This window comes from Herbiconiux sp., assembly GCF_023264855.1.
In the GTDB taxonomy this organism is placed as follows: Bacteria; Actinomycetota; Actinomycetes; order Actinomycetales; family Microbacteriaceae; genus Herbiconiux.
The window spans coordinates 1-23,574 of record NZ_JAHFUW010000007.1; the positions used below are offsets into that span (position 1 = coordinate 1).

Sequence of the window (23,574 nt, forward strand, 5' to 3'; positions counted from 1 at the left end):
TTCGCCTCATCACGGACAACGTTGCTGAGGAGGTGGCTGTGGAACTACCCCTCACGTTGACTGCGTAGCCAAGCTCATTCTCGAAGAATGTTCGTTACACCACTCCACGGGACTTGACCGTCGCCACGCGACCGGTAGCGTGAATGCGTGGACCCCGAAGCCCTACGAACCCTGAATGTGAACATTCGCGCCGGGAAGACGCGCCTGTATCACGGTGGATTTCCCGGCCTGGCTGTGGGAGACATGCTCCTTCCGCCGGCCGAGTCCGGTGCCACGAGCATGAGGGGCGAATCAGAACGAGCAGGCTTTCGGCGCATCACCACCTCGGTTGGACTGGTCTATGTGACCACCGAGAGATCCTTGGCCGTGGCGGTTGCCGCCTACTGGTCCAGACGCGAGCCCGGACGTGGTCGGGGATGGGTCTACCGAATCGAACTCGACGACAACGATCTCGTACCTGACGACGACCTGCCTCGGGGACCTTTCATCAGCTTCCAGCTCCCCCGCGCACGAATCGCCGCCATCCTCGATCGGGGCGTCAGTCCCGACGATCCACGTCACGCCCGGGAACTGCAACGCTTCGTCGACTTGATCGGCTGACCCCAGTTGCGCAACAACCTGTTGCGCAAATGATCACCCCACCTTTGCCGACGACATTCTAGCTCCTCCCTGACTCTCGCCACCCTCGTCTCTTCATCCCACTCACTGACCCTCTTTTCACTGTCTCTCTTCTCGCCTGTGCCACTTCCACCCCTTTACTTCCCAACCTCCGTCAAACTGCGACGAAGTTTGGGGGAGGTTGGGAAGCGCGCCCCGCGCGGGGATGGCAGTGGCACAGGCGAGAAGAGAGACAAACTATTCCGTTACCTATTCCCACCCAAGGAACAGGTAACGGAATACGCTCCGATTGAAAGTCAGATGCAGCGTTTCGACCCGAATTTTCGCCTCGCGCGTACTGTTCCTGTTCTGCTCAGTCCTGTTCTTTCTTGTTAAGGGGACAACTTTTTGGCCCCCTGATTTGCAAATTATTGGTCCCCTTAGGGGACCAAAGACTCGCCCCCTAAGGGGACCACGATCTGTCCCCCTACCCGACCGAGAATGGATGCATGGCGAGCATCGAGTCTTACTACGTCAAGGGACCACTGACCAAGAGCGGGCGCCCTCGCGACGTCGACCGCCGCTACATGGTCCGCTACCGGAAACCCGACAACAAGTCGACCGACAAGCGAGGCTTCCGCACACGGCGCGAAGCCGAGATCTTCATGCATGCTAAGGAGACCACCAAGCATCGCGGTGAGTTCATCGATGCGAGCGCAGCCCGATCGCCCATCGGCGTGCTCGGTGAGCGATGGCTGACCACGAAGGTCGGACTCAAGCCGTCCGCACTGGCCCCGCTCGAGTCGACCTGGCGACTCTACGTAGAGCCCCAATGGGGCTCGCGTCCGGTCGCGTCGATTCAGCACTCCGAAGTGCAGCAGTGGGTCGCGGAGCTGGCCGCCGGCACCGCAACGACGAAGCACACGAAGCCCGGCCCGCGGGGAGCGACTCACGTCATCCGCGCCTACGGCATCCTCGCCGCGATCCTCGACGTCGCCGTGAAGGACCGTCGCATCGCCTCGAACCCCGCCCGGGGAGTCGATCTACCGCGAAAGCCCAAACGGGCGCACCCGTACCTCACACACGCACAGGTCGAACTGCTGGCATTGTCCGCGAAGCAGCACGGGACGCTGGTTCGGTTCCTGGCCTACACGGGCGAGCGGTGGGGCGAGGCGGTCGCTCAACGAGTGATGGATCTCGACATGTCGCGCCGCCGAACCAACGTCAGGCAGAACGCTGTGCTCGTGAACGGCAAGATCATCGTCGGCACGCCGAAAAGCCACGAGGCACGCAGTGTGCCGTTCCCGGCATTTCTCTCCGACGATCTGGCCGCGCTGTGCGAGGGCAAGACGCAGACGCAGCTGGTGTTCGGATCGGGCGACGCCCACGTGCGCACACCGTCCACACGTGACGGCTGGTATCGGGCCGCGATCCTTCGCGCTCAGGCCTCCGACCACACCTTCCCGAAGCTCACGCTCCACGACCTGCGTCACACGGCCGCAAGCCTCGCGGTCTCCTCCGGCGCGAACGTGAAGGCAGTGCAGAAGATGCTCGGACACGCGTCCGCAGCCATGACCCTCGACATCTATGCGGACCTGTTCGACGACGATCTCGATGCCGTAGGTGAGCACCTGGATGACGCACGCACTCAGGCGCTGGTGGGTATCTCGTGGGTGCGGAGCGCCTAAGTCGGGTCGCCTAGCCCCCGAGATCCGCGCCATTGCAACGATTGCAGACGCATATCACTCGTACCCCCACTGGGACTCGAACCCAGACTGAAACGATTTTAAGTCGTCTGCCTCTGCCGATTGGGCTATGGGGGCGGGAGCCTCATGCTACCGCGGAGCCGCAGACACGAATCCGCCCCCGACACGAGTTCAGGGGCGGATCCGGATGCGGTGCGGGCGGCGGGCTACTCCGCGGCTTTGGCCGTGGCCGCCTTGGCGGTGGGCGCCTTGGTGCGCGGCTTCGTGGCCTTGGCCTTGGGGGCCTCGGGCGCGGAGTCGGTGGCGGCGACGCCGTTGACCTCGGCCGTGGCGGCCGGCTCGGAGCTGTGCGACCCGGGCAGCTCGGGGTTCGCCGAGGCCGCGCCGGCGGGCTGCAGTTCCTTCTTCTCGGCGGGAGCCGCCGCAGCCGGAGCCTGAGCGGGCGTCGAGGCGGTGGCCGCCGGAGCGACACGCGGGCGAGCCGCGAACTGCTCGAACGCCGCGCGCGGGTGCACGCGGGCCTCGAGCGAGACGTTGTCGCGACCGAGGAAGAAGTTGTTCACCCAGCCCCAGATGACGCGGAACTTGCGCTCCCACGAGGGCATCGCCAGGCCGTGGTAGCCACGGTGCGCGAACCAGGCCGGCAGGCCCTTCAGCGCGATCTTGCCCGACTGGAACACGCCGATGCCGAGGCCGAGGCCCGCGACCGCACCGAGGTTCTTGTGGTAGTACTCCTTGACGCCCTCACCGCGCAGGTCGGCGACGATGTTCTTGGCGAGCAGCTTGCCCTGGCGAACGGCGTGCTGCGCGTTCGGCACGCAGAAGCCGCCGACACCGGCACCCGTGAGGTCGGGCACGGCCGACACGTCACCGGCGCCCCAGGCGCCCTCGACGATGCCGTCGTCGCCCTCGACCCGCAGGTCGGCGCGCACGCGCAGGCGACCGCGCTCCTCGATCGGGAGGTCGGAGTTCTTGATGTCGGGCGTGGCCATGACGCCGGCCGTCCAGATGATGGTGTCCGACTCGAACGACTCACCGGTCGAGAGCTCGATGACGCCGCCCACAGCCGACTTCAGCTGCGTGTCGAGGTGGATCTGCGCGCCGCGCTCGGCCAGGTTCTTGATCACCCAGAGCGAGGTGGGCAGGCTGACCTCGGGCATGATCCGGCCCATGGCCTCGATCAGGTGGAAGTGGGTGTCTTCGAAACCGATCTCGGGGTACGACTCCACGAGCGCCGAGACGAACGAGCGCAGCTCGGCGAACACCTCGATGCCCGCGAAACCGCCGCCGACCACCACGACGGTGAGCAGACGATCGCGCTCGGGGCCGGCCGGCAGCTGGGCGGCCTTGTCGAAGTTGGTGAGGATGCGGTCGCGGATCGCGGTCGCCTCTTCGATGGTCTTGAGGCCGATGGCCTCGTCGGCCACGCCCGGGATCGGGAAGGTGCGCGAGACGGCGCCGGCGGTGACGACGATGATGTCGTACTGCTCCTCCCACGGCTCGCCCGCACCCTCGACCGGGGTGATGGTCGCGGTCTTCGTGGCGTGCGAGATGTGGGTGACCTTCGCGGCGATGACGCGGGTCTTCTTGAGGTGACGGCGGATGCCGACCACCGCGTGACGGGGCTCGATGGAGCCGGCCGCGACCTCGGGGAGGAACGGCTGGTAGGTCATGTACGGCAGCGGGTCGACCACCGTGACCTCGGCCTCGCCGGAACGGAGCCACTTCTCGAGCTTCCACGCGGTGTAGAAACCGGCGTAGCCGCCGCCGACAATCAGGATCTTGGGCACAGTGAAACGATCTCCTCAGTACAGGGGCCTGCGTACAGGCTACTACTTGCGGCGCAGCCCTTTGAAATGCGTGACCGCTCCTAAGGCGAATGTCGCCATCAGGATGAGGAACCCGAGCAGGAGCCCCAGCGGCACCGCCCAATGAAGAACATCGTACACCCCCGGTGCGGGGGTCGTCGGGTCAGGGGCGGCCGCCTCCGTCTCGGGGTCGGCAGGCGGCGGAATGACCAGCGTGTCGACCGAGACCGTGCCGGACGCGGGCCGGTAGGTCGCGATCCAGGCCGCCAGATCGCCGATCGGATTCGCGGAGCCGGGCGCGAGCGGCGCCACGTCGGCATCGACCGCGGCCTCGGCGTCGATCAATCCGTAGCCGTAGATGGGACCGGGCACCGGATCGCCCTTCGGCACCGCCGTGGCGATGATGCGGTGGATGACGTCGGCGGCCGAGAGCTCCGGATGCGCCGACTTCACCAGCGCGGCCAGGCCGCTGACCAGCGGCGCCGCTCCCGAGGTGCCGTCCCAGAGCACGTAGCCGCCGCCCGGCACCACGCCGACCAGCTGCTCGCTGGGGGCCGCGACCGCGATCGTGATGCCCTGCGAGGAGGCGTCGAAGCTGGCGTCACCCGCCTTGTCGACGCCGGCCACGGCCACGACACCGGGGATGGTGGCCGGAGCTCCCACCTCCGTCGTGCCGCTGCCCCGATTGCCCGCTGCCGCGACGACGATCACGTCGTGGTCGAAGGCGTAGGAGAAGGCGTCGTCCCAACTCTCCGGCCAGTCGAGGCTGTTGCGGGTGAGCGACATGTTGATCACGTCGGCGCCGTGGTCGACGGCCCAGCGCACGGCATGCGCGATCTGCTCGTCGGAGCCGACGGATCCCTCGCCCAGCGCCACCGAGATGGCCAGCAGCGAGGCCTCGGGAGCGACGCCGATCACGCCGTTGCCGGGGCCCGTGCCGCGCCCGGCGATCAGCGAGGCCACCATCGTGCCGTGCTCGGAGCTCTCCCCGATGGGCAGCTGCCCGTCAGGCGATCCGATGCCCGACACGTCCGTGCCGTCCACCACGGCGCCCTGCAGCTCGGCCACGCTGCCGTCGACCCCCGTGTCGATCACCGCCACCGTCGCGCCCTCGCCCTGGGTGGTGTCCCAGGCCGAGGTGAAGCCGTAGTCGGCGAGCCAGTACTCCATCGAGCGGATGCTGTCGGCGTGCGCCGCCGGAACCGCGCCGGGCGCGAGCACCAGCCCGCCGGCCACCGCGACGACCACCAGCGTGCCGACGGCACGACCGGCGACCAGGCGGCGGGAACCCATCACACCTCGATCGGATACGCGACGCACTCGCAGACCGCGGGCGACCAGTCGCCACGGGCCAGGGCGAGGTCGCCGATCGGGTTGACGCCGGGACCGGCGGCGAGCGAGTGCGCGGCCAGGGCGTGCAGGCACTTCACGCGCGTGGGCATGCCGCCGGCGGAGATGCCGGCGATCTCGGGCACCTCGCCGAACTGCGCCCGGTCGGCCAGGTAGGCGGCGTGGGCCGCGGCGTAGGACTCGGCGAGCGACTCGTCGGCCAGCGCATCCTGGAACTCCACCATCACGTGCTCGGCCTCGAGATCGCTCATCGCGGCGGTCGCCGCGGGGTGCGACAGGTAGTAGATGGTGGGGAACGGAGTGCCGTCGGCCAGCCGCGGTGCGGTGGCGACGACCGTGGGGTTGCCGCACACGCAGCGCGCGGCGATACCCAGCACGTTGCGCACCGGGCGGCCGAGCTGGGCCGAGGCGACGGCGAGGTCGTGCTCGGAAGCCGGCTCGAAGGGCGGGGTGGTCACTGCACTGTTCCGTTCGATTCGAGTTGCTCGGGCGTCTGGGTGGAGAGCCCGGCGGTCATGCCCGAGGCGAACACCGACGAGAGCCAGTCGACGTTCGTGGTGCCGATGGTGTCGCTGACCGCCCCGGAGCCGGAGTCGGAGCCGGCGGCGGGCACGTCGTCGATGATGAGGAAGCTGGTCTCGCCCGGCATCACGTAGTAGAGCCGGTCGCGGGCTTCGGCCTTGATGTAGGCCGGGTCGCTCCAGCGGGCGATCTCGTCGGTCAGATCGGCGTTCTGCTCGGTCTTCGCATCGACGTCGGCGTGCAGCGCGGCGAGCTGCGCCCGCTGCTCGACGTAGACCCGCAGGCCCGGCGCGATGATGACGACGAACATCACGATCACGACGAACATCAGCGCCGTGAAGCCGGAGAAGCGGATGCTGCGCAACCACTGGGCGGGCGCCGCCTGGGAGTTCTGCGGCAGCGCGACCGGCACCCGCGCGGGGCGGGATGACGGTGTGCGCTGCCGCATGAAACTACCTCTGTTCGGGCCACTCGGCCCGGATCGGCGGCGGTGGAGCTGGGTGTTCGGCCGCCGGGCTAGGCGGAGAAGCGGGGGAACGCGCTGCGGCCGGCGTACACGGCGGCCTCGGCGAGTTCCTCTTCGATCCTCAGCAACTGATTGTACTTGGCGACCCGCTCGCTGCGGGCAGGCGCACCGGTCTTGATCTGGCCGGCGTCGACGGCCACGGCCAGGTCGGCGATGGTGGTGTCCTCGGTCTCGCCGGAGCGGTGCGAGAGGATCGCCGTCATGCCGGAGCGCTGCGCGAGAGCGACCGCGTCGAGCGTCTCGGTGAGCGTGCCGATCTGGTTGACCTTCACCAGGATCGAGTTGCCGGCCTTCTCGGCGATGCCCTGCGCGAGACGCGCGGGGTTCGTGACGTAGAGGTCGTCGCCGACCAGCTGCACCTGGGAGCCGACCTCGGCGGTCAGGTGGGCCCAGCCCTCCCAGTCGTCTTCGTTCAGCGGGTCTTCGATCGAGACGAGGGGGTAGTTGGCCACGAGGTCGGCGTAGTAGGCCGACATCTCCTGCGCGGAGCGCTTCTGGCCCTCGAAGTTGTAGACGCCGCCGTCGAAGAACTCGCTCGCGGCGCAGTCCAGGGCGAGAGCGATGTCCTTGCCGGGGGTGAAGCCGGCCTGGGTGATGGCCTCGAGGATGAAGTCGAGCGCCTCGCGGTTGTTCGGCAGCTCCGGGGCGAAGCCGCCCTCGTCGCCGAGGCCGGTGGACAGGCCCTTCGACTTCAGCAGCGACTTCAGCGAGTGGTAGGTCTCCACGCCCCAGCGCAGCGCCTCGGAGAACGACTCGGCGCCGAGCGGCACGGCCATGAACTCCTGGATGTCGACACCGGTGTCGGCGTGCGCGCCACCGTTGACGATGTTCATCAGCGGCACGGGCAGGGTGTGCGCGTTGGGGCCGCCGACGTAGCGGAACAGGGGCAGGTCGGCCGAGTCGGCCGCCGCGCGGGCCACGGCCAGCGACACGCCGAGGATGGCGTTCGCGCCGAGGCGCTTCTTGTTCTCGGTGCCGTCGAGGGCGATCATGGCGGCGTCGACGAGGCGCTGGTCGGTGGCGTCGAAGCCCTCCAGAGCCGGGCCGATCTCGTCGATCACGGCGTCGACGGCCTTCTGCACGCCCTTGCCGAGGTAGCGGCCCTTGTCGCCGTCGCGGAGCTCGTAGGCCTCGAACGCGCCGGTGGAGGCGCCGGAGGGAACGGCGGCGCGCGAGACGACGCCGTCTTCGAGAAGAACCTCGACCTCGACGGTCGGGTTTCCTCGGGAGTCAAGAATTTCGCGAGCGCCAACGGCTTCGATAAGTGCCACGGGTGGTTTTCTCCTTGTGCATCAGAGCCCTGATCTGGGCGGCTCTAGTCTAACGATTCGCGCGCGATGGCCTGCATGTCGGTGACGGCGGCGAACAACCAGTGGGTGAACTCTCCCTCGCCGGGGGCGTCGACGGGGCGGTGCAGGGCGCAGTCCACGGCCGACATCACGAGCGAGACGGCCAGCTGCGCACGCCTGGGCGTGGTGCGCCGCTCGGTGAGGGTGAGGATGTCGCGGCGCAGTTCGGCCGCGAACTTGATGACCTCGGGCGCGATCTCCTGGTTGTGCACCAGCACCTCGCGGATCGCCTCGCGGTCGGCTCCCGGCCGGTCGGTGGAGTCCATGATCGAGCCGATCAGGGTGCACAGATCCCGCACCAGCCCCCGCTCGCCGTCGTGGTCGAGGAAGCGCTCGCGCTGCGCATCCGTGATCTCGAACGCGGAGAGACCTACCAGGGCCGAGACCTTCGAGGGGAAGTAGTTGAAGAAGGTGCGAGTCGAGACGCCCGCCTCGGAGCAGATGGCATCCACCGAGGCGTGCTCCACGCCGTTCGCGGCCACCAGGCGCAGGGCGGCCTCGTGGATGGCGGTGCGGGTCTCGGCCTTCTTGCGCTCGCGCAGCGGAAGGGCGGCGGCGGGGGCCTCGGGGGCGGCGGTCGTGTCAACAGACGTCATCGTCTCTCGATCCTGTCGATGAAGGCGCCCAGCAGGCGCGCGAAGGTGGTGACGTCGCTCGTGTCCCAGTCGTCGAAGGTGTCGGCGTAGGCGACCTTGTTCTGCTGGCGGATGATCGCCATCCGTTCGAGCGTGTCGGCCGTGGGCGAGAACAGACTCGCCCGCCGGTCGTCGGGATCGGGTTCGCTGGTGACGAAGCCGAGGTCTTTGAGGATGCGCAGCTGCCGGCTGACGGCGCTCTTGTCCATGCCCACCGCGGCGATCACGGCGGCCGGGGTGACCGGATGCTGGGCCACGATCGTGCGCAGCACCGAGTAGCCCGAGGGCTGCAGCTCGGGCGAGAACCGCTCGGAGTTCTCGTGGATGGTGGCCCGCACCGCCCGGACGAGCCGCGCCATCTCGTCCTCCACGGCGAGAGTGGCGTCGGCCCGTTCGTCTGAGGTCACAGCCCCAAGGGTATCGGCCCCATGGGCATCGGCCTGGATCACCGCGGCCCCGGCGACCCCGGTGTCGTGGAGGCGGGAGCGGAGGCATCCGGAGCCTCGTAGGCGGCCTCGATCTGCTCCTCGCTCTGCGTGTCGCCGGCGATCTCGGCGGCGGAGACGGCTACCAGGGTGGCGGCCTCGGCCTCGGCGATCTGCTCCACCGAGGTCTTGGTGCCGAGCGGGCGGTTCGGCAGGAAGGCGATCGCGATGATCGAGATGATCGCCAGCGGCACCGCGATCACGAACACGTCGGCCACGGCCTCGCCGTACGCCGACTCGACCAGGGTGCGGATCGGGGCGGGCAGCGTGCTCAGATCCGGGATGCCGCCCCCCTCGAGCGAACCGGTCTGCGAGGGGTCGACACCCATCTTCACCAGGCCGTCGGTGACCAGGGTGGTGATGCGGCTGCCGAGCACCGCGCCCATCACGCTCACGCCGATGGTGCCGCCGAGGCTGCGGAAGAACGCGACCGAGGCGCTGGCCGTGCCGATCTGGCGCGGATCCACCGCGTTCTGCACGATCAGCACCAGGTTCTGCATCACCATGCCGACGCCGGCGCCCATCACGAACATGTACACGAACACGAGGTAGAAGCTGGTGTCATAGCGGATGGTACCCATCAGCAGCAGGCCGACGGTGAGCAGCACCGATCCGGTCACCATGTAGCGCTTCCACTTGCCGAAACGGCTGATCAGCTGGCCGGTGACCATCGAGGAGATCAGCACGCCGCCGATCATCGGGATGGTCAGCAGGCCCGATTCGGTAGGGGTCTTGCCGCGGGCCAGCTGCATGTACTGGCTGAGGAAGACGCTGGTGCCGAACATGGCCACGCCCACCGAGATGCTGGCGATGACGGCCAGCCAGAAGGTGCGGTTCCTGAACAGCGTCATCGGGATGATGGGCTCTTTCACCTTGAACTCGGTGAAGACGGCGAGGCCCAGCAGCACCACGGCGCCACCGACCATCAGGAGGCTCGTGGCCGAGCCCCACTCGAACTGGTTGCCGGCCAGGGTGACCCAGACCAGCAGCAGGGAGACGCCCGCGGCGATCAGCGCAGCACCGAGGTAGTCGATCTTGACCTTGCGCTTGTGCGTGGGGATGTGCAGCGTGCGCTGCAGCAGGATGATCGCGGCCACCGCGAAGGGGACCGAGATATAGAAGTTCCAGCGCCAACCGGCCGAGTCGGTGATCACGCCGCCGAGCAGCGGGCCGCCGACCGTCGCCACGGCCATCACGGCGCCGAGCAGGCCCATGTAGCGGCCACGCTCGCGGGGCGGGATGATGTCGGCCATCACGACCTGCACGAGGGCGGTGAGGCCACCGGCGCCGAGGCCCTGCAGCACGCGGAAGAAGATGAGCATCTCGGTGCTCTGCGCGAGACCCGCGAGACCCGATCCGACCACGAAGATCACCAGGGAGAGCTGGATGAGCAGCTTGCGGTTGGTGAGGTCGGCGAGCTTGCCCCAGATGGGCGTCGAGACGGTGGTGGCGAGCAGGGTCGCGGTGACGACCCAGGTGTAACCGGACTGGGTGCCGCCCAGGTCGCCGATGATCTTCGGGAGCGAGCTCGACACGACGGTGGAGGCGAGCATCGCCACGAACATGCCGAGCAGCAGGCCGGACAGCGGCGCGAGCACCTCCCGCCGCATCTTCTGGGGTTCCGCCGGGGCGCCGGCGGCGGCTTTCGAAGTGGTGAGGGACACGGTTCTCCAGTACGTAGAAAGTTGATCGGCATCAACAATACTCAGATCGTTGATGCCGATCAACTAATTACTGCAGATCGCGCAATATTTCTTGCTGTGCACGAATCAGGGCTACTCCCCCGCGGTGATCGCCTCGGCCTCTTCGAGCTCGCCCTCCTCCTCGTGGTCGACGTGCGCGATGGCGCGGTGACCCAGGATGATGACGAGCGACGCGACGACTACGGATCCGGCGGCCACGTAGAACGGGGTCGCGGCCGTGAACGCTCCGGCGATGATGGAGGCCGCGGGCGGCGCGACCGCACCACCGAGGAAGCGCACGGCCGAGTAGGCCGAGGAGGCGACCGGGCGGGGCAGATCCGTCGCCGCCATCACCGATTCGGTGAGCACGGTGTTCATCACGCCGAGCAGCGCACCGCCCACGACGACGCAGGTGATCAGGCCCGCGGTGCTCGACACGAGCAGGCCGGCGGCCACGAGATCCAGGCCCAGCAGGATGAGCACGGTCCAGAGCACGCGGGTGCGCGGGATGCGGCGGGTCAGCCACGGGGCCACCCACACCGAGGTGATGGCCACGGCCAGGCCCCAACCGAAGAAGGTGAGACCGAGACCGATCTCGTCCAGCCCCAGCGGGAACGGGGTGTAGGCGAGCAGGATGAAGAAGCCGATGTTGTAGAACAGCGCCGCGATGGCGAGGATGGCCAGGGCCGGGCGGGTGAGGGCCTTGAACGGGGCGCTCAGCGGGGTGGGCACGGGCTTCTGCGGGGCCTTCTTCATGAGCGTGGCGATGGCGATGAAGCCGATCGCCATCAGCACGCTGGTGCCGAAGAACGGGCCACGCCAGCTGATCGAGCCGAGCAGACCGCCGAGCAGCGGGCCGATCGCGATGCCGAGACCGAGCGCGGCCTCGTACAGGATGATGGCCGAGCTCGCTCCCCCACTGGCCGCGCCCACGATCGTGGCGAGCGCGGTGGAGATGAACAGGGCGTTGCCGAGACCCCAGCCGGCGCGGAAGCCGATGACCTCTTCGACGCTGCCGGAGAGGCCTGCCGCGAGGGCGAAGGCGACGATCAGGGCGAGGCCGATCAGCAGCGTGGTGCGGGCGCCGATGCGGGTGGAGATCCAGCTCGTGAAGAGCATCGCGAAGCCGGTGATCAGCAGGTAGCTGGTGAACAGCAGGCTGGTCTGGGTCTGCGTGGCATCGAGGCTGTCGGCGATGGCGGGGAGGATCGGGTCGACCAGGCCGATGCCCATGAAGGCGATCACGCAGGCGAAGGCCACGGCCCAGACGGCCTTGGGCTGGTGCAGGATCGAGTTCTTGGGGGCGGGGGTCTTGCGGGCGCTGGCGTTGCCGCTCGTGGCGGGCTGGTTCGGGGTGTGCGGCGTCGGGGTTCCGGCGCCCTTCGCGGTGTCGGCGGGGGCGCTCATGCTCAGGCCGCCTTCACGGTCGAATCGGCCCGCACATCCGTGCACTCGTGCAGCAGGTCGAGGGCGCGGCCGATGGTGTCGAGCTCGGCGTGGTCGAGGTGGTCGAACATCGGGGCGAGCGCCTGACCGAGGCGGTCGCGCCATTCGGCGAGGGCGCGCATCCCCTTGGGGGCGAGGGCGATCTGCCAGGCGCGGGCGTCGTCGACGTCGGCGATCCGGCGGATCCACTCGAGCTCGTTGAGGTTCGCCACGATCTTGGTCATGGTGGGCTGCGAGACGCGGCTCTGCTTGGCGAGCTCACCGAGCCGCATGGGCCCGAAGGTGCTGAGCACGCTGAGGGTGCGCCAGGTGGCGGGAGACGTGGACTCGCCCGTCGCCTGAGCGGCGATGCGGGTGAGGCGGTGCGTGACCGACACGAGGTCGGAGAGCAGTTCGGAGAGATCCTGTTGGGGTTCGATGACTGTGTTCACAGTCAACTAGTTTACATAGCCAAACTATCTATGTGTCACTCTCGGGAGAATTGCTCCTCGGTGCTCAGGCGAGAGGCTTCACGTCGAGGGTCGAGGCATCCGTGGTCTCGCGGCCCACGAGGGCGAAGGAGGCGAAACCCGCGGATGTGGCACGATCGAGCAGCGGGGCGAGGTTCTTCGTGCGGCGCTCGAGGCGCACGCGAGTGCCCCGCGACACGAGCTGCGTCTTGAGCGAGAGCAGGCGGGCCGGATCGGCGGCCTTGTCGTGCACGAGGACGATCGACTCGAGGTCGCCGGATCCGGGATCCTCGATCAGGTCGATGATGCGCTCGAAGCCGATCGAGAACCCGCAGGCCGGCACGTCTTCGCCGAGGAAACGGCCGATCATGCCGTCGTAGCGGCCGCCGCCGCCGAGCGAGAACGAGAAGTCGGGGTGCTCGATCTCGAAGATCGTGCCGGTGTAATAGCCCATCCCGCGCACGAGGAACGGATCGAACACGAGCTCACCCGCCACGTCGGCGGCGCGCAGCGCGAGGCCGATCTCGGCCAGCGCGGTGACCGCCTCGGGGGCGACGCCGGCCGGCAGGGCAGACGCCACGGCTTCGGCCGTCAGCGGAGTCGACTCGACCGGGAGCACGTCGCCCTCGGCCACGTCGCCGGCCGTGGTGCCTGTGGGGTCTGCAGCGGCTGCGGGAGGCGAGGCCGCGAAGTAGGCCTCAAGGGCGTCGACGGCCGCATCCGTCGCCCCCTTGCCCCGCAGCTCGCCGATCACGCCCGCGGTGCCGACCTTGTCGAGCTTGTCGACCGTGATCAGCACCGAGGAGTGCTCGGCGGGGGCGAACCCGAAGGCGTCGAGCATCCCGAACAGGATGCGGCGGTCGTTGATGCGGATGCGGCAGCCGGTGAGCCCGAGCGCATCGAGCGTGGCCAGGGTGGCGGTGAGCAGCTCCGTCTCGGCCAGGATGCCGGCCTCGCCGATGATGTCGATGTCGCACTGCACGAACTGGCGGTAGCGACCCTTCTGCGGGCGCTCGGCCCGCCAGACCGGGGCGATCTGCACCGAGCGGAACACCTGCGGCAGGTTCGAGCGGTGCGTGGCGTAGAAGCGCGCGAGCGGCACGGTGAGGTCGAAGCGCAGACCGAGGTCGGCGAGGTCGTCGGCGTCACCGGATGCCGCGGCGGCGGTCAGCGCCTCGGCGTCGAGACCGCGCTTCAGCACGTTGAAGGCGAGCTTCTCGTTGTCGCCGCCGAGGCCGGCGTGCAGGCGCGCGTAGTCCTCCACCACGGGCGTCTCGATCTCGTCGAAACCGTGGGCCGCATAGGTGGCGCGGATGAGGCCGAGCACCCGCTCCCTCTTCGCCTTGTCGGCCGGCAGGAAGTCGCGCATGCCGCGCGGGGGTGAGACGGGGGAAGCCATGCGTTCAAGGGTAGCGAGTGCGCGGGCGCCCGACGCGCCGGGGCCGCTAGGCTCGGTCGGCAGGAGACGCAGCGACCGCGCCGGGGGCCGGTCGGCGAGGGATGGCCCGCGTCCGGATGGGGGTCGGTGCTCATGAGCGATTCGGTGGATGCGTCGGGCGGAATCGGCCGCGTCGTCGCGGAGGGCCTGCGCCGGAGCATCCGCCGGCCCGCGGGCTGGATCGCGCTCGGCGCCGTCGCCGTGCTGCTGGTGGTCGTCGCCTTCTTCGCGACGGTGGTCGCCGGGAGCTCGCCGACCGGCGGCGGCGCGGTGTTCTCGATGGTGACCTGGGTGACGCTCGGGTTCGCGGCCGTGCTCGCACCGGTGTTCGCGGGGAGCGCGCTGAACGGCCGCTCGCCGGCCTCCTCGCCGGCCACGACGTCGCCGGATGCGACGCCGGATGCGCAGCCCGGCACGAGCGCGCTGGTGGTCGGCTCGTGGCTCGCGGCCTGGATCGGCTCGCTCTCGCTGGTCGTCGTCGCCCTTCCCCTGCTGCTCATCTCGGCCGGGTTCGGGCGCCTCTCCCCCGTCACCGTGCTCGTCACCCTCGCGATGCTCGCGGCCGAATCGGCGGTCTTCACGGCCCTGGCCGTGGGGCTGTCGGGGATCTTCCGCCGGCCGATCGCCTCGATCCTCATCACCTACCTGGTGCTCGCCGTCCTGATCCTCGGAACACCGATCGCCCTACTGATCGCGGGATCGGCGGCGTCCCAGCCGCTGGTCACGATCGAGATCGAGGCCGAGCGTGACGCCTCGGGCGAGCCGATCGGATGCCTGCCGCCGGTCACCAAGACCTCCCCCGACGACACCGTCGCGCACTACGAGTCGGTCTGGTGGCTGGTCGTCACGAATCCCTTCGTGATGGTGTCGGATGCCGCGGCCGGCGATGTCGACGGCGACGGCCGGCCCGCCACCCTGCTCGGCGACGCGGCGCAGAGCTACCGGTCGGCGCAGGAGCCGCCGCAGCCCGAGATGTCGATCGAGGAGTGCAGCGACGGCGGTTCCGCCGCGATCCTCCTCGAAGAGCCGGCCGATCCGGGGAACCCGACCTGGTTCTGGGGGCTCGGGGTGCAGGTGCTCCTGGGGGCGGCCGCACTGGTCGGCGGCCGGGCGGCGCTGCGCCGGCGGGGTCGGGGGCGGCAGCGGGGCGCTCCGCACGCGTGACGTCCCGCCGATCCGTCGCCGGTTCGCACTAGTGATCTATGCTCACTTAATGCGAGACTGTCTCCGACGAGATCGCGAGGTGACCCCATGGTCCAGCAGCAGCAGCACACCGGCGCGTTCGACCTGAGCGCCCTGAACGAACGGATCGACCGCCACGCCCTCCGGGAGTTCCGGCGCCGCTTCGCCGCACCGCGCCGGCATCCCGTCGCGCGCGTCCTGGGGTTTCTCGGTGGCGCGGTCCTCATCCTGTTCCTGGGGCTGTATCTCAGCGACTGGGAGCTCGAGCTGGTGCCCTGGCTCAGCCTCGGCATCGCCGTGTTGTGGGTGATCGCGTGGGTGCTCACGCAGCGCGCGGCCCGTCGCCGCATCCTTCTGCGCCATCGGGTCAGCCGGCTGGCCGAGGCGAACGCCCTCACGATCGAGTTCGACCGCCACGACGAGATGCCCGCTCGTCTGGCCGCGCTCGGCGCCCCCGGAACCGAGCCGATCACGCTCATCCGCCTGCGCTCGACCTCGGCGTCGCCGGCCGGTGCGCTCCCCTGCCTCGAGATCGGCCTGCACGCCCACGAAGAGGTGATGCCGCACGCCACCTCGGCCACCGCGACCGTGCTCACCGTCTACGTGCTGCGGGCCGCTCGATTCGACGCGGTGGCGTCCGCCGATCCGCTCCCCTCGAGCGAGCCGCCCGCGCTCGCCATCGGCCCGGCCAGTGACGAGGTACAGATCCGCTACGAGGCGACGGATGCGGCCCGCATCGCGGTCTTCGCCGACCCGGCCGACTTCGGCGATCCGGCGACCTGGCGGCGGATCAGCGCGGTGACCGCCTGGCTCGCTGTGGCCTGAGGCTCTTCAGCCACGCGACCCGCGGTGCTGCCAGGGGCGTCAGTCCTCCGAAGGGATCGCCACGATCCCGGCGTCCGCGGCGGCGAGCGCCTCCGACTCCGCGATCTCCTGGCGGAGGCCTCGGAGCGTGGTGCGCAAGGCCCGCTCGGCATCCAGCCCTTGCGCCTTCGCCGAAGCCACGATCGCCAGCAGCAACGGGCCGAGCTCGTCCTCGGAGGCGACGGGCACGATCGCCGGCGCGTCCTTCTCGAGAACCCCCACCTTCTGGGCCTTGCCGATCAGCTTGTCGGCCAGGGCGAGCGAGGGCATCCCGAGCGGGATGCCGTCGAGCACACTGGTGCGGCTGGGCTTCTCCCGGGCCTTGAACGAGTCCCAGGCGTTCTCGACGTCACCGGCGGTCTCGAGGTCGAGGTCGCCGAAGACGTGCGGATGCCGGCCCACCATCTTCGCCGTCATGTGCGCGGCGACGTCCTCGATCGTGAAATCCTCGCCCGGGGTGTTCGCGGCGATGTCGGAGTGGAAGACCACCTGGTAGAGCACGTCGCCGAGCTCCTCGATCATCTCCTCGCGCGACCCCGCCTCGATCGCGTCGATCAGCTCGTGCGTCTCCTCGGTGAGGTACTGCACGAGCGACGCGTGCGTCTGCTCGGCGTCCCACGGGCATCCGCCCGGCGCCCGCAGCAACGCGGTCACCTTCACGAGCCGCTCGAGTTCGGTCGCCGCATCCGGGATCTCAGCCATTCCCCCAGCCTCCCACGCCGACCTCGGATCGCGCGATCACGTCCGACCCCCGGAGTTCGGACGTGATCGCGCTACCCGGGCTGCGTCAGGTGGTGGCAGGGGTCTTCGCGGGGGCGAAGATCGCGTCGAGGAGGGCCGAGGTCCAGTTGATGAGGGCGGCGTCGGCCAGGGGGGTACCCTCGACGATTGGCAGCGGGATCGAGACCGCGTTCGTCTGGGCGAAGTACTTCGAGCCGGGGTACATCCGCTGCAGGCGCACCTGGATCGAATCGGCCAGGTCGGCCGGCGCCACACGCAGGTTCGAGCCCATGGCGACGACCTCGCTGAGTGAGGACTTCTGGGCCTGGCGGCGCAGGCGCGAGACCGCGATCAGGTTCGCGACCTCGGCAGGCGGCTCGCCGTACCGGTCGGTGAGCTCCTCGATCACGCGGTCGATCGAGTCGTCGGAAGCCGTCGGCGCCGAAGCGGTGGAGAGCTTCTGGTAGGCCTCGAGTCGCAGCCGCTCGCTGTCGACGTAGTCTTCGGGGATGTGCGCATCCACCGGCAGCTCGAGGCGCAGCTCGGTCTGCCCCTCCGCCACGTCGCCCCGGAAGCTGGAGACGGCCTCGCCGATCATCCGGAGGTAGAGGTCGAAGCCCACCCCCGCGATGTGCCCGGCCTGCTCGCCGCCGAGCAGGTTGCCGGCGCCGCGGATCTCGAGGTCTTTCAGCGCCACCTGGATGCCCGAACCGAGCTCGTTGTTGGCCGCCAGCGCCGACAGCCGGTCGTTCGCCGTCTCGGACAGCGGCTTGTGCTCGTCGAACAGCAGGTACGCGTAGGCGCGCTCGCGCCCGCGGCCGACGCGCCCGCGCAGCTGGTGGAGCTGCGACAGACCGTACTTGTCGGCCCGGTCCACGATCAGCGTGTTCGCGTTCGCGATGTCGATACCGGTCTCGATGATCGTGGTCGACACGAGCACGTCGAACTTGCGCTCCCAGAAGTCGACGATCACCTGCTCCAGTACGTGCTCGTTCATCTGCCCGTGCGCCACGGCCACCCGCGCCTCGGGCACGAGCTCGGCCAGCTGAGCGGCCACCTTGTTGATCGACGACACGCGGTTGTGCACGAAGAACACCTGGCCCTCGCGCAACAGTTCGCGCCGGATGGCGGCCGAGACCTGTTTGTCGGAGTACGGGCCCACGAAGGTGAGGATCGGATGCCGGTCTTCCGGCGGCGTCGCGAGCGTCGACATCTCGCGGATGCCAGTGACCGCCATCTCGAGCGTGCGCGGGATGGGCGTGGCGCTCATCGCGAGGATGTCGACGTTGGTCTTGAGCTTCTTCAGCTGGTCTTTGTGCTCCACCCCGAAGCGCTGCTCCTCGTCGATGATGAGCAGCCCCAGGTCTTTGAAGGCGATGTTGTCGCTCAGGATGCGATGGGTCGCGATTACGATGTCGACCGTGCCGTCGGCCAGCCCCGCGATGGTCTCCTTCATCTCCTTCTCGCTCTGGAAGCGGCTGAGCGCCTTCAGGTGCACCGGGAAGCCGGCGAAGCGCTCGGCGAAGGTCTCCATGTGCTGACGCACGAGCAGCGTGGTCGGAACCAGCATCGCGACCTGCTTGCCGTCCTGAACCGCTTTGAACGCGGCCCGGATGGCGATCTCGGTCTTGCCGAAGCCCACGTCGCCCGAGAGCAGCCGGTCCATCGGGATCGGCCGCTCCATGTCGGCCTTCACCTCGTCGATCACGGTGAGCTGGTCGGGCGTCTCCTGGAACGGGAACGACTCCTCCAGCTCGTGCTGCCACGGGGTGTCGGGACCGAACGCGTGCCCTTTCGACGCCATCCGCGCCGAGTAGAGCTTCACGAGCTCGACCGCGATGTCGCGCACGGCCTTGCGGGCCTTGCTCTTCGCACCGGCCCAGTCGCTGCCGCCCATCTTGCTGAGGCCCGGAGCCTCGCCGCCGACGTAGCGCGAGAGCAGGTCGAGCTGGTCGGTGGGCACGTAGAGCTTGTCGCCCGGGTAGCCGCGCTTGCTCGGCGCGTACTCGATCACGAGGTACTCGCGCGTGGTCTTCACCGCGTTGCGGCCACCGGATGACACCTCCCGCTGCGTCAGCTCGAGGAACTTGCCGATGCCGTGGGTCTGGTGCACCACGAAGTCGCCGGTCTTCAGCTGCAGCGGGTCGACCACGTTCTTTCGGCGGCTGGCGAGCTTCTTCACCTGGCGGGTGTCGTAGCCGACCGTGCGGCCGTAGAACTCGGTCTCGCCGATCAGTGCGAGCTTCAGTTCGGGCAGCTCGAAGCCGTGCTCGACGGCGGCCTTCAGCAGATAGGCGACACCGGTGTCGGGTTCGGCCGGGAAGTCGTCGACCATGCGGCCGGGCACCTCGCGCTCGGCGAGCACATCGGCCGCGCGCTCGACCAGCCCCTGCCCCTTCGCGGCGACCGCGACGACCCAGCCGTCGGCGAGACGCGAGGCGACGTGCTGGATGGCACCCTCGGCGTTGCCCTGGAAGCTCGGCACCGCATCGGCGGCGATGCGCAGCGTGAGGTGCTCTTCGAGCTCGCGGTGCTCAGGCAGGATCTGCTCGTCGGAGGGGCCCTGCTGGAACTCGCTGAACGTCCACCAGGCGCGGCCGGTGCCGGCGGCGTGGCGGAGCGCGTTCAGGGTGATGAACTCGCCCGAAGCCAGGTCGATCGGGGCCTCGGCCCCGGCGGTGGCGGCCGTCCAGGCGGCGGCGAGGAACTCGCGGTTCGTCTCGGAGAGGTTCAGCGCCCGGGTGGCGACGCGCTCGGGGCCTACGACGGCGACCGCCGCGCCCTTCGGCAGGTAGTGCGCGACCGTCACGAGCTCGTCGAGCAGCGCGGGCGCCAGCGACTCCATGCCCTCGACCGGGATGCCCTCCGCGATCTTCTCGAGCATGCCCGAGAGGCTCGGGAACTCGTGCTGCATCTCGCGGGCACGCTGCCGCACGGCGTCGTCGAGCAGCAGTTCGCGGCTGGGCGGAAGGCTCACGCTGCCCACCGCATCGGGCAGCGAACGCTGGTCGGCCACCGAGAACGCACGGATCTCGTCGACCTCGTCGCCGAAGAAGTCGACGCGATACGGATGCTCCGCCACGGGCGGGAACACGTCGAGGATGCCGCCGCGCACGGCGTACTCGCCCCGCCGGGTGACCATGTCGACGCGCGAGTACGCGAGTTCGACCAGCTGCAGCGACAGCGCCGAGAGGTCGAAACCGCGGGCGCCCTTCTGCAGCACGATCGGCTCGAGGTCGGCGAGGTTCGCGGCCAGCGGCTGCAGAGCGGCGCGCACCGAGGCGACGACCACCATGGGCGCGGGGTTCTCCCCGCTGTCACGAGCGCGCTGCCACAGCACGAGCCGGCGCAGCGCCTCGATGCGCTTGCCGACGATCTCGGCGCTCGGACTGAGCCGCTCGTGCGGCAGGGTCTCCCACGCGGGGAACTCGACGATGTCGGTGTTCGGGGCGAAGCATCCGAGGGCCTCGCGCAGCTTCTCCGACTCACGCCCGGTCGCCGTGACGATCATCATCACAGCGGGCAGGTCGCGTTCGACACGACGCGCCAGCAGCGCAGCCAGGAACGGTGCCCGGATGCCCTCGGGCAGTGAGAAGTCGCTGTCACGCCCGGCGTTCGCCAGGGCTTTCTCGAACGTCGAGGCGCGCGCGAGTACGTCGATAATTCCCTGGAGAGTCACCCCCTGAGTTTACGCGGACCCTCCGACATCCGGTCGCTCGCACGATTCCCGGGCGGACGGACGCCACTCAGGCCGTGTGCACCTTGAGCTGGGCGGCCGTGAGGCCCGAGGCGGCGATCAGCTCGACCGCGTCGGCCGCGTCGACGATCAGGTTGGGCAGGGTGTCGCGCTCGACCGAGGAGAAGTTCTGCAGCACGAAGTCGGCGGCCTGCATGCGGCCGGGCGGGCGGCCGATACCGACGCGCACCCGGACGAAGTCGGCCGATCCGGTGGCCCGGATGATGTCGCGCAGGCCGTTGTGACCGCCGTGCCCGCCACCCTGCTTGAGCTTCAGGGTGTCGAACGGGATGTCGAGCTCGTCGTGCACCACGATCAGGCGCTCGGGCGGGATCCCGTAGAACTTCAGGAGGCCGTTGACCGGACCTCCCGAGACGTTCATGTAGGTGTTCGGGTTCGCCACGACGAAACGCGGGCCACCGGGGACGGTGCGTCCCTCGGCGACCCGCGCGTTCGTCTTGTGCGACTTGAACGCGGCGCGCATCCGGTCGGCCAGCTCAGCCGTGACCATCTGGCCCACGTTGTGCCGGTTGGCCGCGTAGCCGGGCCCGGGGTTTCCGAGCCCGACCACGAGCCACGCATCGGTGTCGCTCACGTTCGAAGGGGTTCGTCGCAGCAGTGCGAGAAGGCGCAGGGCGCTTACTCGGCGTCGGGGGCGGGGCTGACGGACTCGGCCGCACCCTCGCCCTCGGCGGGCTCGTCGTCGGTCTCCTCGGCGGGGATGGAGATACCGACGATGACGGTCTCCTCGTCGCTGATGAGGGTCGCGCCGGCGGGCAGCACGATGTCGGAGGCGTGCACCAGGGAGCCGTCTTCCAGGCCCTCGATCGAGACGGTGACGTTCTCGGGGATGTGGGTGGCCTCGACCTCGAGCAGCACGGTGTTGGCGTCCTGCGTGGCGATGGTGCCGGGAGCGGACTCGCCCTCGAGGTGCACGTTGACCTCGACCTGAACCTTCTCACCCTTGCGGATGACGATGAGGTCGATGTGCTCGATGACCTGGAGCACGGGGTCTTTCTGCACGTCCTTCACCAGGGCGAGCGACTCGACGCCGTCGATGGTGAGCTCGAGCACCTGGTTCGACTTGCGCAGGATCAGCGCGGTCTGGTGGCCGGGAAGGGTGATGTGCTGCGGCTCGGTGCCGTGACCGTAGATGACGGCGGGGATCTTGCCGGCTGCGCGCGTGCGGCGGGCGAAGCCCTTGCCGAACTGGGTGCGGGTCTCCGCGGTGATCTTGGTGTCGTCGCTCATGGTTGTACTCCTCGTGCGAGCCGTTCGGCCCGCTGTAGTCGACGAGCGCTGGGCCCGCCTGATGTGTGATTTTCAACTCGACCGCGTGAAGCGAGAGGAAAGACGTATTAAGGCCCAGTCCACCGCGTCGATAACGGATGCTCGCGGTTGCGTGTGCATCCCTCGCCGAAGTTCAGTCACCAAGCCTAGCGCATCCGCTCGTGCGCATACCCGCTCTACTACGCTGGAAGGGTTCGCCATCTACGAGGAGCCGCACGCATGTCAACGCCAGAAGGAACCGCCAACATCGGAGTCGTCGGAATGGCGGTGATGGGCTCCAACCTCGCCCGCAACCTGGCCAGCCGTGAGGGCAACACCGTCGCCGTCTACAACCGCTCGCCCGAGCGCACCCGCAAGCTCGTGTCCGAGCATCCGGAAGCCGGCTTCGTGGCCTCCGAGTCGGTCGACGACTTCGTGGCCTCGCTCAGCAAGCCGCGCACGGCGATCATCATGGTGCAGGCCGGTGCCGGCACGGATGCGGTCATCTCCGAGCTCGCGGCCCGTTTCGAGCCCGGCGACATCATCGTCGACGGCGGCAACGCGAACTTCCACGACACCATCCGCCGGGAGAAGGACGTCTCGGCCACCGGCATCCACTTCGTCGGCACCGGCATCTCCGGCGGCGAGGAGGGCGCGCTGAACGGGCCGTCGATCATGCCCGGCGGTACCGTCGAGGCATACAAGACCCTCGGGCCGATCCTCTCCTCGATCGCCGCCGTGGCCGAGGGCGAGCCGTGCGTCACGCACATCGGCACCGACGGCGCCGGGCACTTCGTGAAGATGGTGCACAACGGCATCGAGTACGCCGACATGCAGCTCATCGCCGAGGCCTACGACCTGCTGCGCACCGTGACCAAGCGCGAGCCGGCCGAGCTGGCCGAGGTGTTCACGGCGTGGAACTCGGGCGACCTCGAGTCGTACCTGATCGAGATCACGGCCGAGATCCTCACGCAGGTGGATGCGGAAACCGGCAAGCCGTTCGTCGACGTGGTGCTCGACCAGGCCGGCGCGAAGGGCACCGGTTCGTGGACCGTGCAGAACGCGCTCGACCTCGGCGTGCCGGTGGGGGGCATCGCGGAGGCCGTGTTCGCCCGCTCACTGTCGTCCAAGCCCGCTCAGCGCGCTGCGGTGCAGTCGACGATCACGTCGCGGCCGTCGGTGGTAGAGGTGGACGTGGACTCGTTCGCCGACGACATCCGTGCCGCCCTCTACGCCTCGAAGGTGGTCGCCTACGCCCAGGGCTTCGACGAGATCATCGCCGGTGCCGAGCAGTACGGCTGGGAGATCGACAAGGGCGCGGTGGCGAAGATCTGGCGCGCCGGATGCATCATCCGTGCGCAGTTCCTGAACCGCATCGTCGAGGCGTACGAGAACAACCCCTCGCTCGCCACGCTGCTGGAAGACCCGTACTTCGCCAAGGCCGTCGCCGACGGCGAGGCCGCCTGGCGCCGCGTGGTGTCGACAGCCGCGCTCTCCGGCGTGCCGGTTCCCGGCTTCGGTGCGGCGCTGTCGTACTACGACTCGCTCGCCTCGGTGCGGCTGCCCGCCGCCCTCGTGCAGGGCCAGCGCGACTTCTTCGGGGCGCACACGTACAAGCGGGTGGATCGCGAGGGGACGTTCCACACGCTGTGGTCGGGCGACCGCACGGAGATCGAGTCGGAGCCGTCGACGCACTGATTTATTGCCGGTCGCGCCGGGCTTCGCTCGGCGTGACCGGGCTGCGCCGGTCCCTGCCCGGCGCAGCGCGACATGTGAGCGCGCGGTCGACGGGCGCGGGCTTCGCTCGCAC

General features: G+C 69.1%; 20 protein-coding genes and 1 tRNA gene. 5 read left to right on the forward strand and 16 right to left on the reverse strand.

From position 1 onward, the window contains the following. Positions 1-147: 147 nt before the first annotated feature. Both Q0D75_RS04345 and Q0D75_RS04350 read left to right on the forward strand, forming a co-directional pair. The gene (locus Q0D75_RS04345; protein WP_291049821.1) at positions 148-600 is read left to right on the forward strand and encodes a hypothetical protein; all 453 of its coding nucleotides are present in this window, start codon (positions 148-150) and stop codon (positions 598-600) included. A gap of 506 nt (positions 601-1,106) precedes the next feature. Continuing rightward, positions 1,107-2,285: a site-specific integrase gene (locus Q0D75_RS04350; RefSeq protein WP_291049823.1), complete on the forward strand. Its 1,179-nt coding sequence runs from the start codon at positions 1,107-1,109 to the stop codon at positions 2,283-2,285. A 61-nt stretch (positions 2,286-2,346) separates the two neighbouring features. On the opposite strand, the gene Q0D75_RS04355 is transcribed toward Q0D75_RS04350, so the two are convergent. From Q0D75_RS04355 to hisS, 12 genes are all read right to left on the reverse strand, one after another. Next, positions 2,347-2,420: transfer RNA gene (locus Q0D75_RS04355), tRNA-Leu, on the reverse strand. Positions 2,421-2,509: 89 nt separating this feature from the next. Next, the gene (locus tag Q0D75_RS04360) at positions 2,510-4,093 is read right to left on the reverse strand and encodes an FAD-dependent oxidoreductase (RefSeq protein ID WP_291049825.1); all 1,584 of its coding nucleotides are present in this window, start codon (positions 4,091-4,093) and stop codon (positions 2,510-2,512) included. Positions 4,094-4,135: 42 nt separating this feature from the next. Then, positions 4,136-5,404, reverse strand: a complete 1,269-nt coding sequence (locus Q0D75_RS04365) for a S8 family serine peptidase (RefSeq protein ID WP_291049827.1) — start codon at positions 5,402-5,404, stop codon at positions 4,136-4,138. Further along, complete coding sequence (locus Q0D75_RS04370) at positions 5,404-5,919, reverse strand: DUF501 domain-containing protein (protein ID WP_291049829.1); 516 nt, start codon at positions 5,917-5,919, stop codon at positions 5,404-5,406. Before Q0D75_RS04370 ends, Q0D75_RS04365 begins: the two co-directional genes overlap by 1 nt. Further along, positions 5,916-6,431, reverse strand: coding sequence for a septum formation initiator family protein (locus tag Q0D75_RS04375; RefSeq protein WP_291049830.1), 516 nt, complete (start codon positions 6,429-6,431; stop codon positions 5,916-5,918). Before Q0D75_RS04375 ends, Q0D75_RS04370 begins: the two co-directional genes overlap by 4 nt. Before the next feature lie 68 nt (positions 6,432-6,499). Beyond that, positions 6,500-7,780 (reverse strand): phosphopyruvate hydratase, encoded by a 1,281-nt coding sequence (gene eno / locus Q0D75_RS04380; RefSeq protein ID WP_291049832.1) that lies wholly within the window; start codon positions 7,778-7,780, stop codon positions 6,500-6,502. A gap of 44 nt (positions 7,781-7,824) precedes the next feature. After that, a complete protein-coding gene (locus Q0D75_RS04385; RefSeq protein WP_291049834.1) occupies positions 7,825-8,454 on the reverse strand; it encodes a TetR/AcrR family transcriptional regulator in 630 nt (209 codons plus the stop codon). After that, entirely contained in the window at positions 8,451-8,900 is a 450-nt protein-coding gene (locus tag Q0D75_RS04390; protein WP_291049836.1) for a MarR family winged helix-turn-helix transcriptional regulator, read from the reverse strand. The genes Q0D75_RS04385 and Q0D75_RS04390 overlap by 4 nt, the downstream gene beginning before the upstream one ends. 38 nt (positions 8,901-8,938) lie before the next feature. Then, a complete protein-coding gene (locus Q0D75_RS04395) occupies positions 8,939-10,588 on the reverse strand; it encodes an MDR family MFS transporter (RefSeq protein WP_291050003.1) in 1,650 nt (549 codons plus the stop codon). A gap of 165 nt (positions 10,589-10,753) precedes the next feature. After that, a complete protein-coding gene (locus Q0D75_RS04400; protein WP_291049838.1) occupies positions 10,754-12,067 on the reverse strand; it encodes an MFS transporter in 1,314 nt (437 codons plus the stop codon). 2 nt (positions 12,068-12,069) lie between these two features. Next, positions 12,070-12,537: a MarR family transcriptional regulator gene (locus Q0D75_RS04405; RefSeq protein WP_291049839.1), complete on the reverse strand. Its 468-nt coding sequence runs from the start codon at positions 12,535-12,537 to the stop codon at positions 12,070-12,072. 64 nt (positions 12,538-12,601) lie between these two features. Beyond that, positions 12,602-13,954 carry a histidine--tRNA ligase gene (hisS, locus tag Q0D75_RS04410; protein WP_291049841.1) on the reverse strand — a complete coding sequence of 451 codons (1,353 nt, stop codon included), beginning with the start codon at positions 13,952-13,954 and terminating at the stop codon, positions 12,602-12,604. 132 nt (positions 13,955-14,086) lie between these two features. On the opposite strand from hisS, the gene Q0D75_RS04415 reads away from it, so the two are divergent. Both Q0D75_RS04415 and Q0D75_RS04420 read left to right on the forward strand, forming a co-directional pair. Then, positions 14,087-15,157, forward strand: coding sequence for a hypothetical protein (locus Q0D75_RS04415; protein WP_291049842.1), 1,071 nt, complete (start codon positions 14,087-14,089; stop codon positions 15,155-15,157). Positions 15,158-15,244: 87 nt separating this feature from the next. Then, on the forward strand, positions 15,245-16,000 hold the full coding sequence (locus tag Q0D75_RS04420) for a hypothetical protein (protein WP_291049843.1): 756 nt from the start codon (positions 15,245-15,247) through the stop codon (positions 15,998-16,000). A 39-nt stretch (positions 16,001-16,039) separates the two neighbouring features. Here the strand turns inward: Q0D75_RS04420 and Q0D75_RS04425 are convergent, their stop codons facing one another. The 4 genes from Q0D75_RS04425 to Q0D75_RS04440 form a co-directional block, all read right to left on the reverse strand. Further along, complete coding sequence (locus Q0D75_RS04425) at positions 16,040-16,741, reverse strand: MazG family protein (RefSeq protein ID WP_291049845.1); 702 nt, start codon at positions 16,739-16,741, stop codon at positions 16,040-16,042. 85 nt (positions 16,742-16,826) lie between these two features. Further along, positions 16,827-20,438 carry a transcription-repair coupling factor gene (mfd, locus tag Q0D75_RS04430; protein ID WP_291049847.1) on the reverse strand — a complete coding sequence of 1,204 codons (3,612 nt, stop codon included), beginning with the start codon at positions 20,436-20,438 and terminating at the stop codon, positions 16,827-16,829. A 67-nt stretch (positions 20,439-20,505) separates the two neighbouring features. After that, positions 20,506-21,090, reverse strand: a complete 585-nt coding sequence (pth, locus tag Q0D75_RS04435) for an aminoacyl-tRNA hydrolase (RefSeq protein ID WP_291049849.1) — start codon at positions 21,088-21,090, stop codon at positions 20,506-20,508. Positions 21,091-21,134: 44 nt separating this feature from the next. After that, positions 21,135-21,746, reverse strand: coding sequence for a 50S ribosomal protein L25/general stress protein Ctc (locus Q0D75_RS04440; RefSeq protein WP_291049851.1), 612 nt, complete (start codon positions 21,744-21,746; stop codon positions 21,135-21,137). 258 nt (positions 21,747-22,004) lie between these two features. Here Q0D75_RS04440 and gndA point away from each other — a divergent pair, with 258 nt between their 5' ends. Next, positions 22,005-23,462, forward strand: coding sequence for an NADP-dependent phosphogluconate dehydrogenase (gndA, locus tag Q0D75_RS04445; protein ID WP_291049853.1), 1,458 nt, complete (start codon positions 22,005-22,007; stop codon positions 23,460-23,462). Positions 23,463-23,574 lie beyond the last annotated feature (112 nt).

Coding starts and splice junctions, on each gene's coding strand:
- hisS (WP_291049841.1), bottom strand. CDS start 13,954: ATGGCTTCCCCCGTCTCACCCCCGCGCGGCATGCGCGACTTCCTGCCG.
- Q0D75_RS04385 (WP_291049834.1), bottom strand. CDS start 8,454: ATGACGTCTGTTGACACGACCGCCGCCCCCGAGGCCCCCGCCGCCGCC.
- gndA (WP_291049853.1), top strand. CDS start 22,005: ATGTCAACGCCAGAAGGAACCGCCAACATCGGAGTCGTCGGAATGGCG.
- Q0D75_RS04365 (WP_291049827.1), bottom strand. CDS start 5,404: ATGGGTTCCCGCCGCCTGGTCGCCGGTCGTGCCGTCGGCACGCTGGTG.
- Q0D75_RS04425 (WP_291049845.1), bottom strand. CDS start 16,741: ATGGCTGAGATCCCGGATGCGGCGACCGAACTCGAGCGGCTCGTGAAG.
- Q0D75_RS04395 (WP_291050003.1), bottom strand. CDS start 10,588: ATGCGGCGGGAGGTGCTCGCGCCGCTGTCCGGCCTGCTGCTCGGCATG.
- Q0D75_RS04415 (WP_291049842.1), top strand. CDS start 14,087: ATGAGCGATTCGGTGGATGCGTCGGGCGGAATCGGCCGCGTCGTCGCG.
- Q0D75_RS04350 (WP_291049823.1), top strand. CDS start 1,107: ATGGCGAGCATCGAGTCTTACTACGTCAAGGGACCACTGACCAAGAGC.
- Q0D75_RS04400 (WP_291049838.1), bottom strand. CDS start 12,067: ATGAGCGCCCCCGCCGACACCGCGAAGGGCGCCGGAACCCCGACGCCG.
- Q0D75_RS04440 (WP_291049851.1), bottom strand. CDS start 21,746: ATGAGCGACGACACCAAGATCACCGCGGAGACCCGCACCCAGTTCGGC.
- Q0D75_RS04420 (WP_291049843.1), top strand. CDS start 15,245: ATGGTCCAGCAGCAGCAGCACACCGGCGCGTTCGACCTGAGCGCCCTG.
- Q0D75_RS04375 (WP_291049830.1), bottom strand. CDS start 6,431: ATGCGGCAGCGCACACCGTCATCCCGCCCCGCGCGGGTGCCGGTCGCG.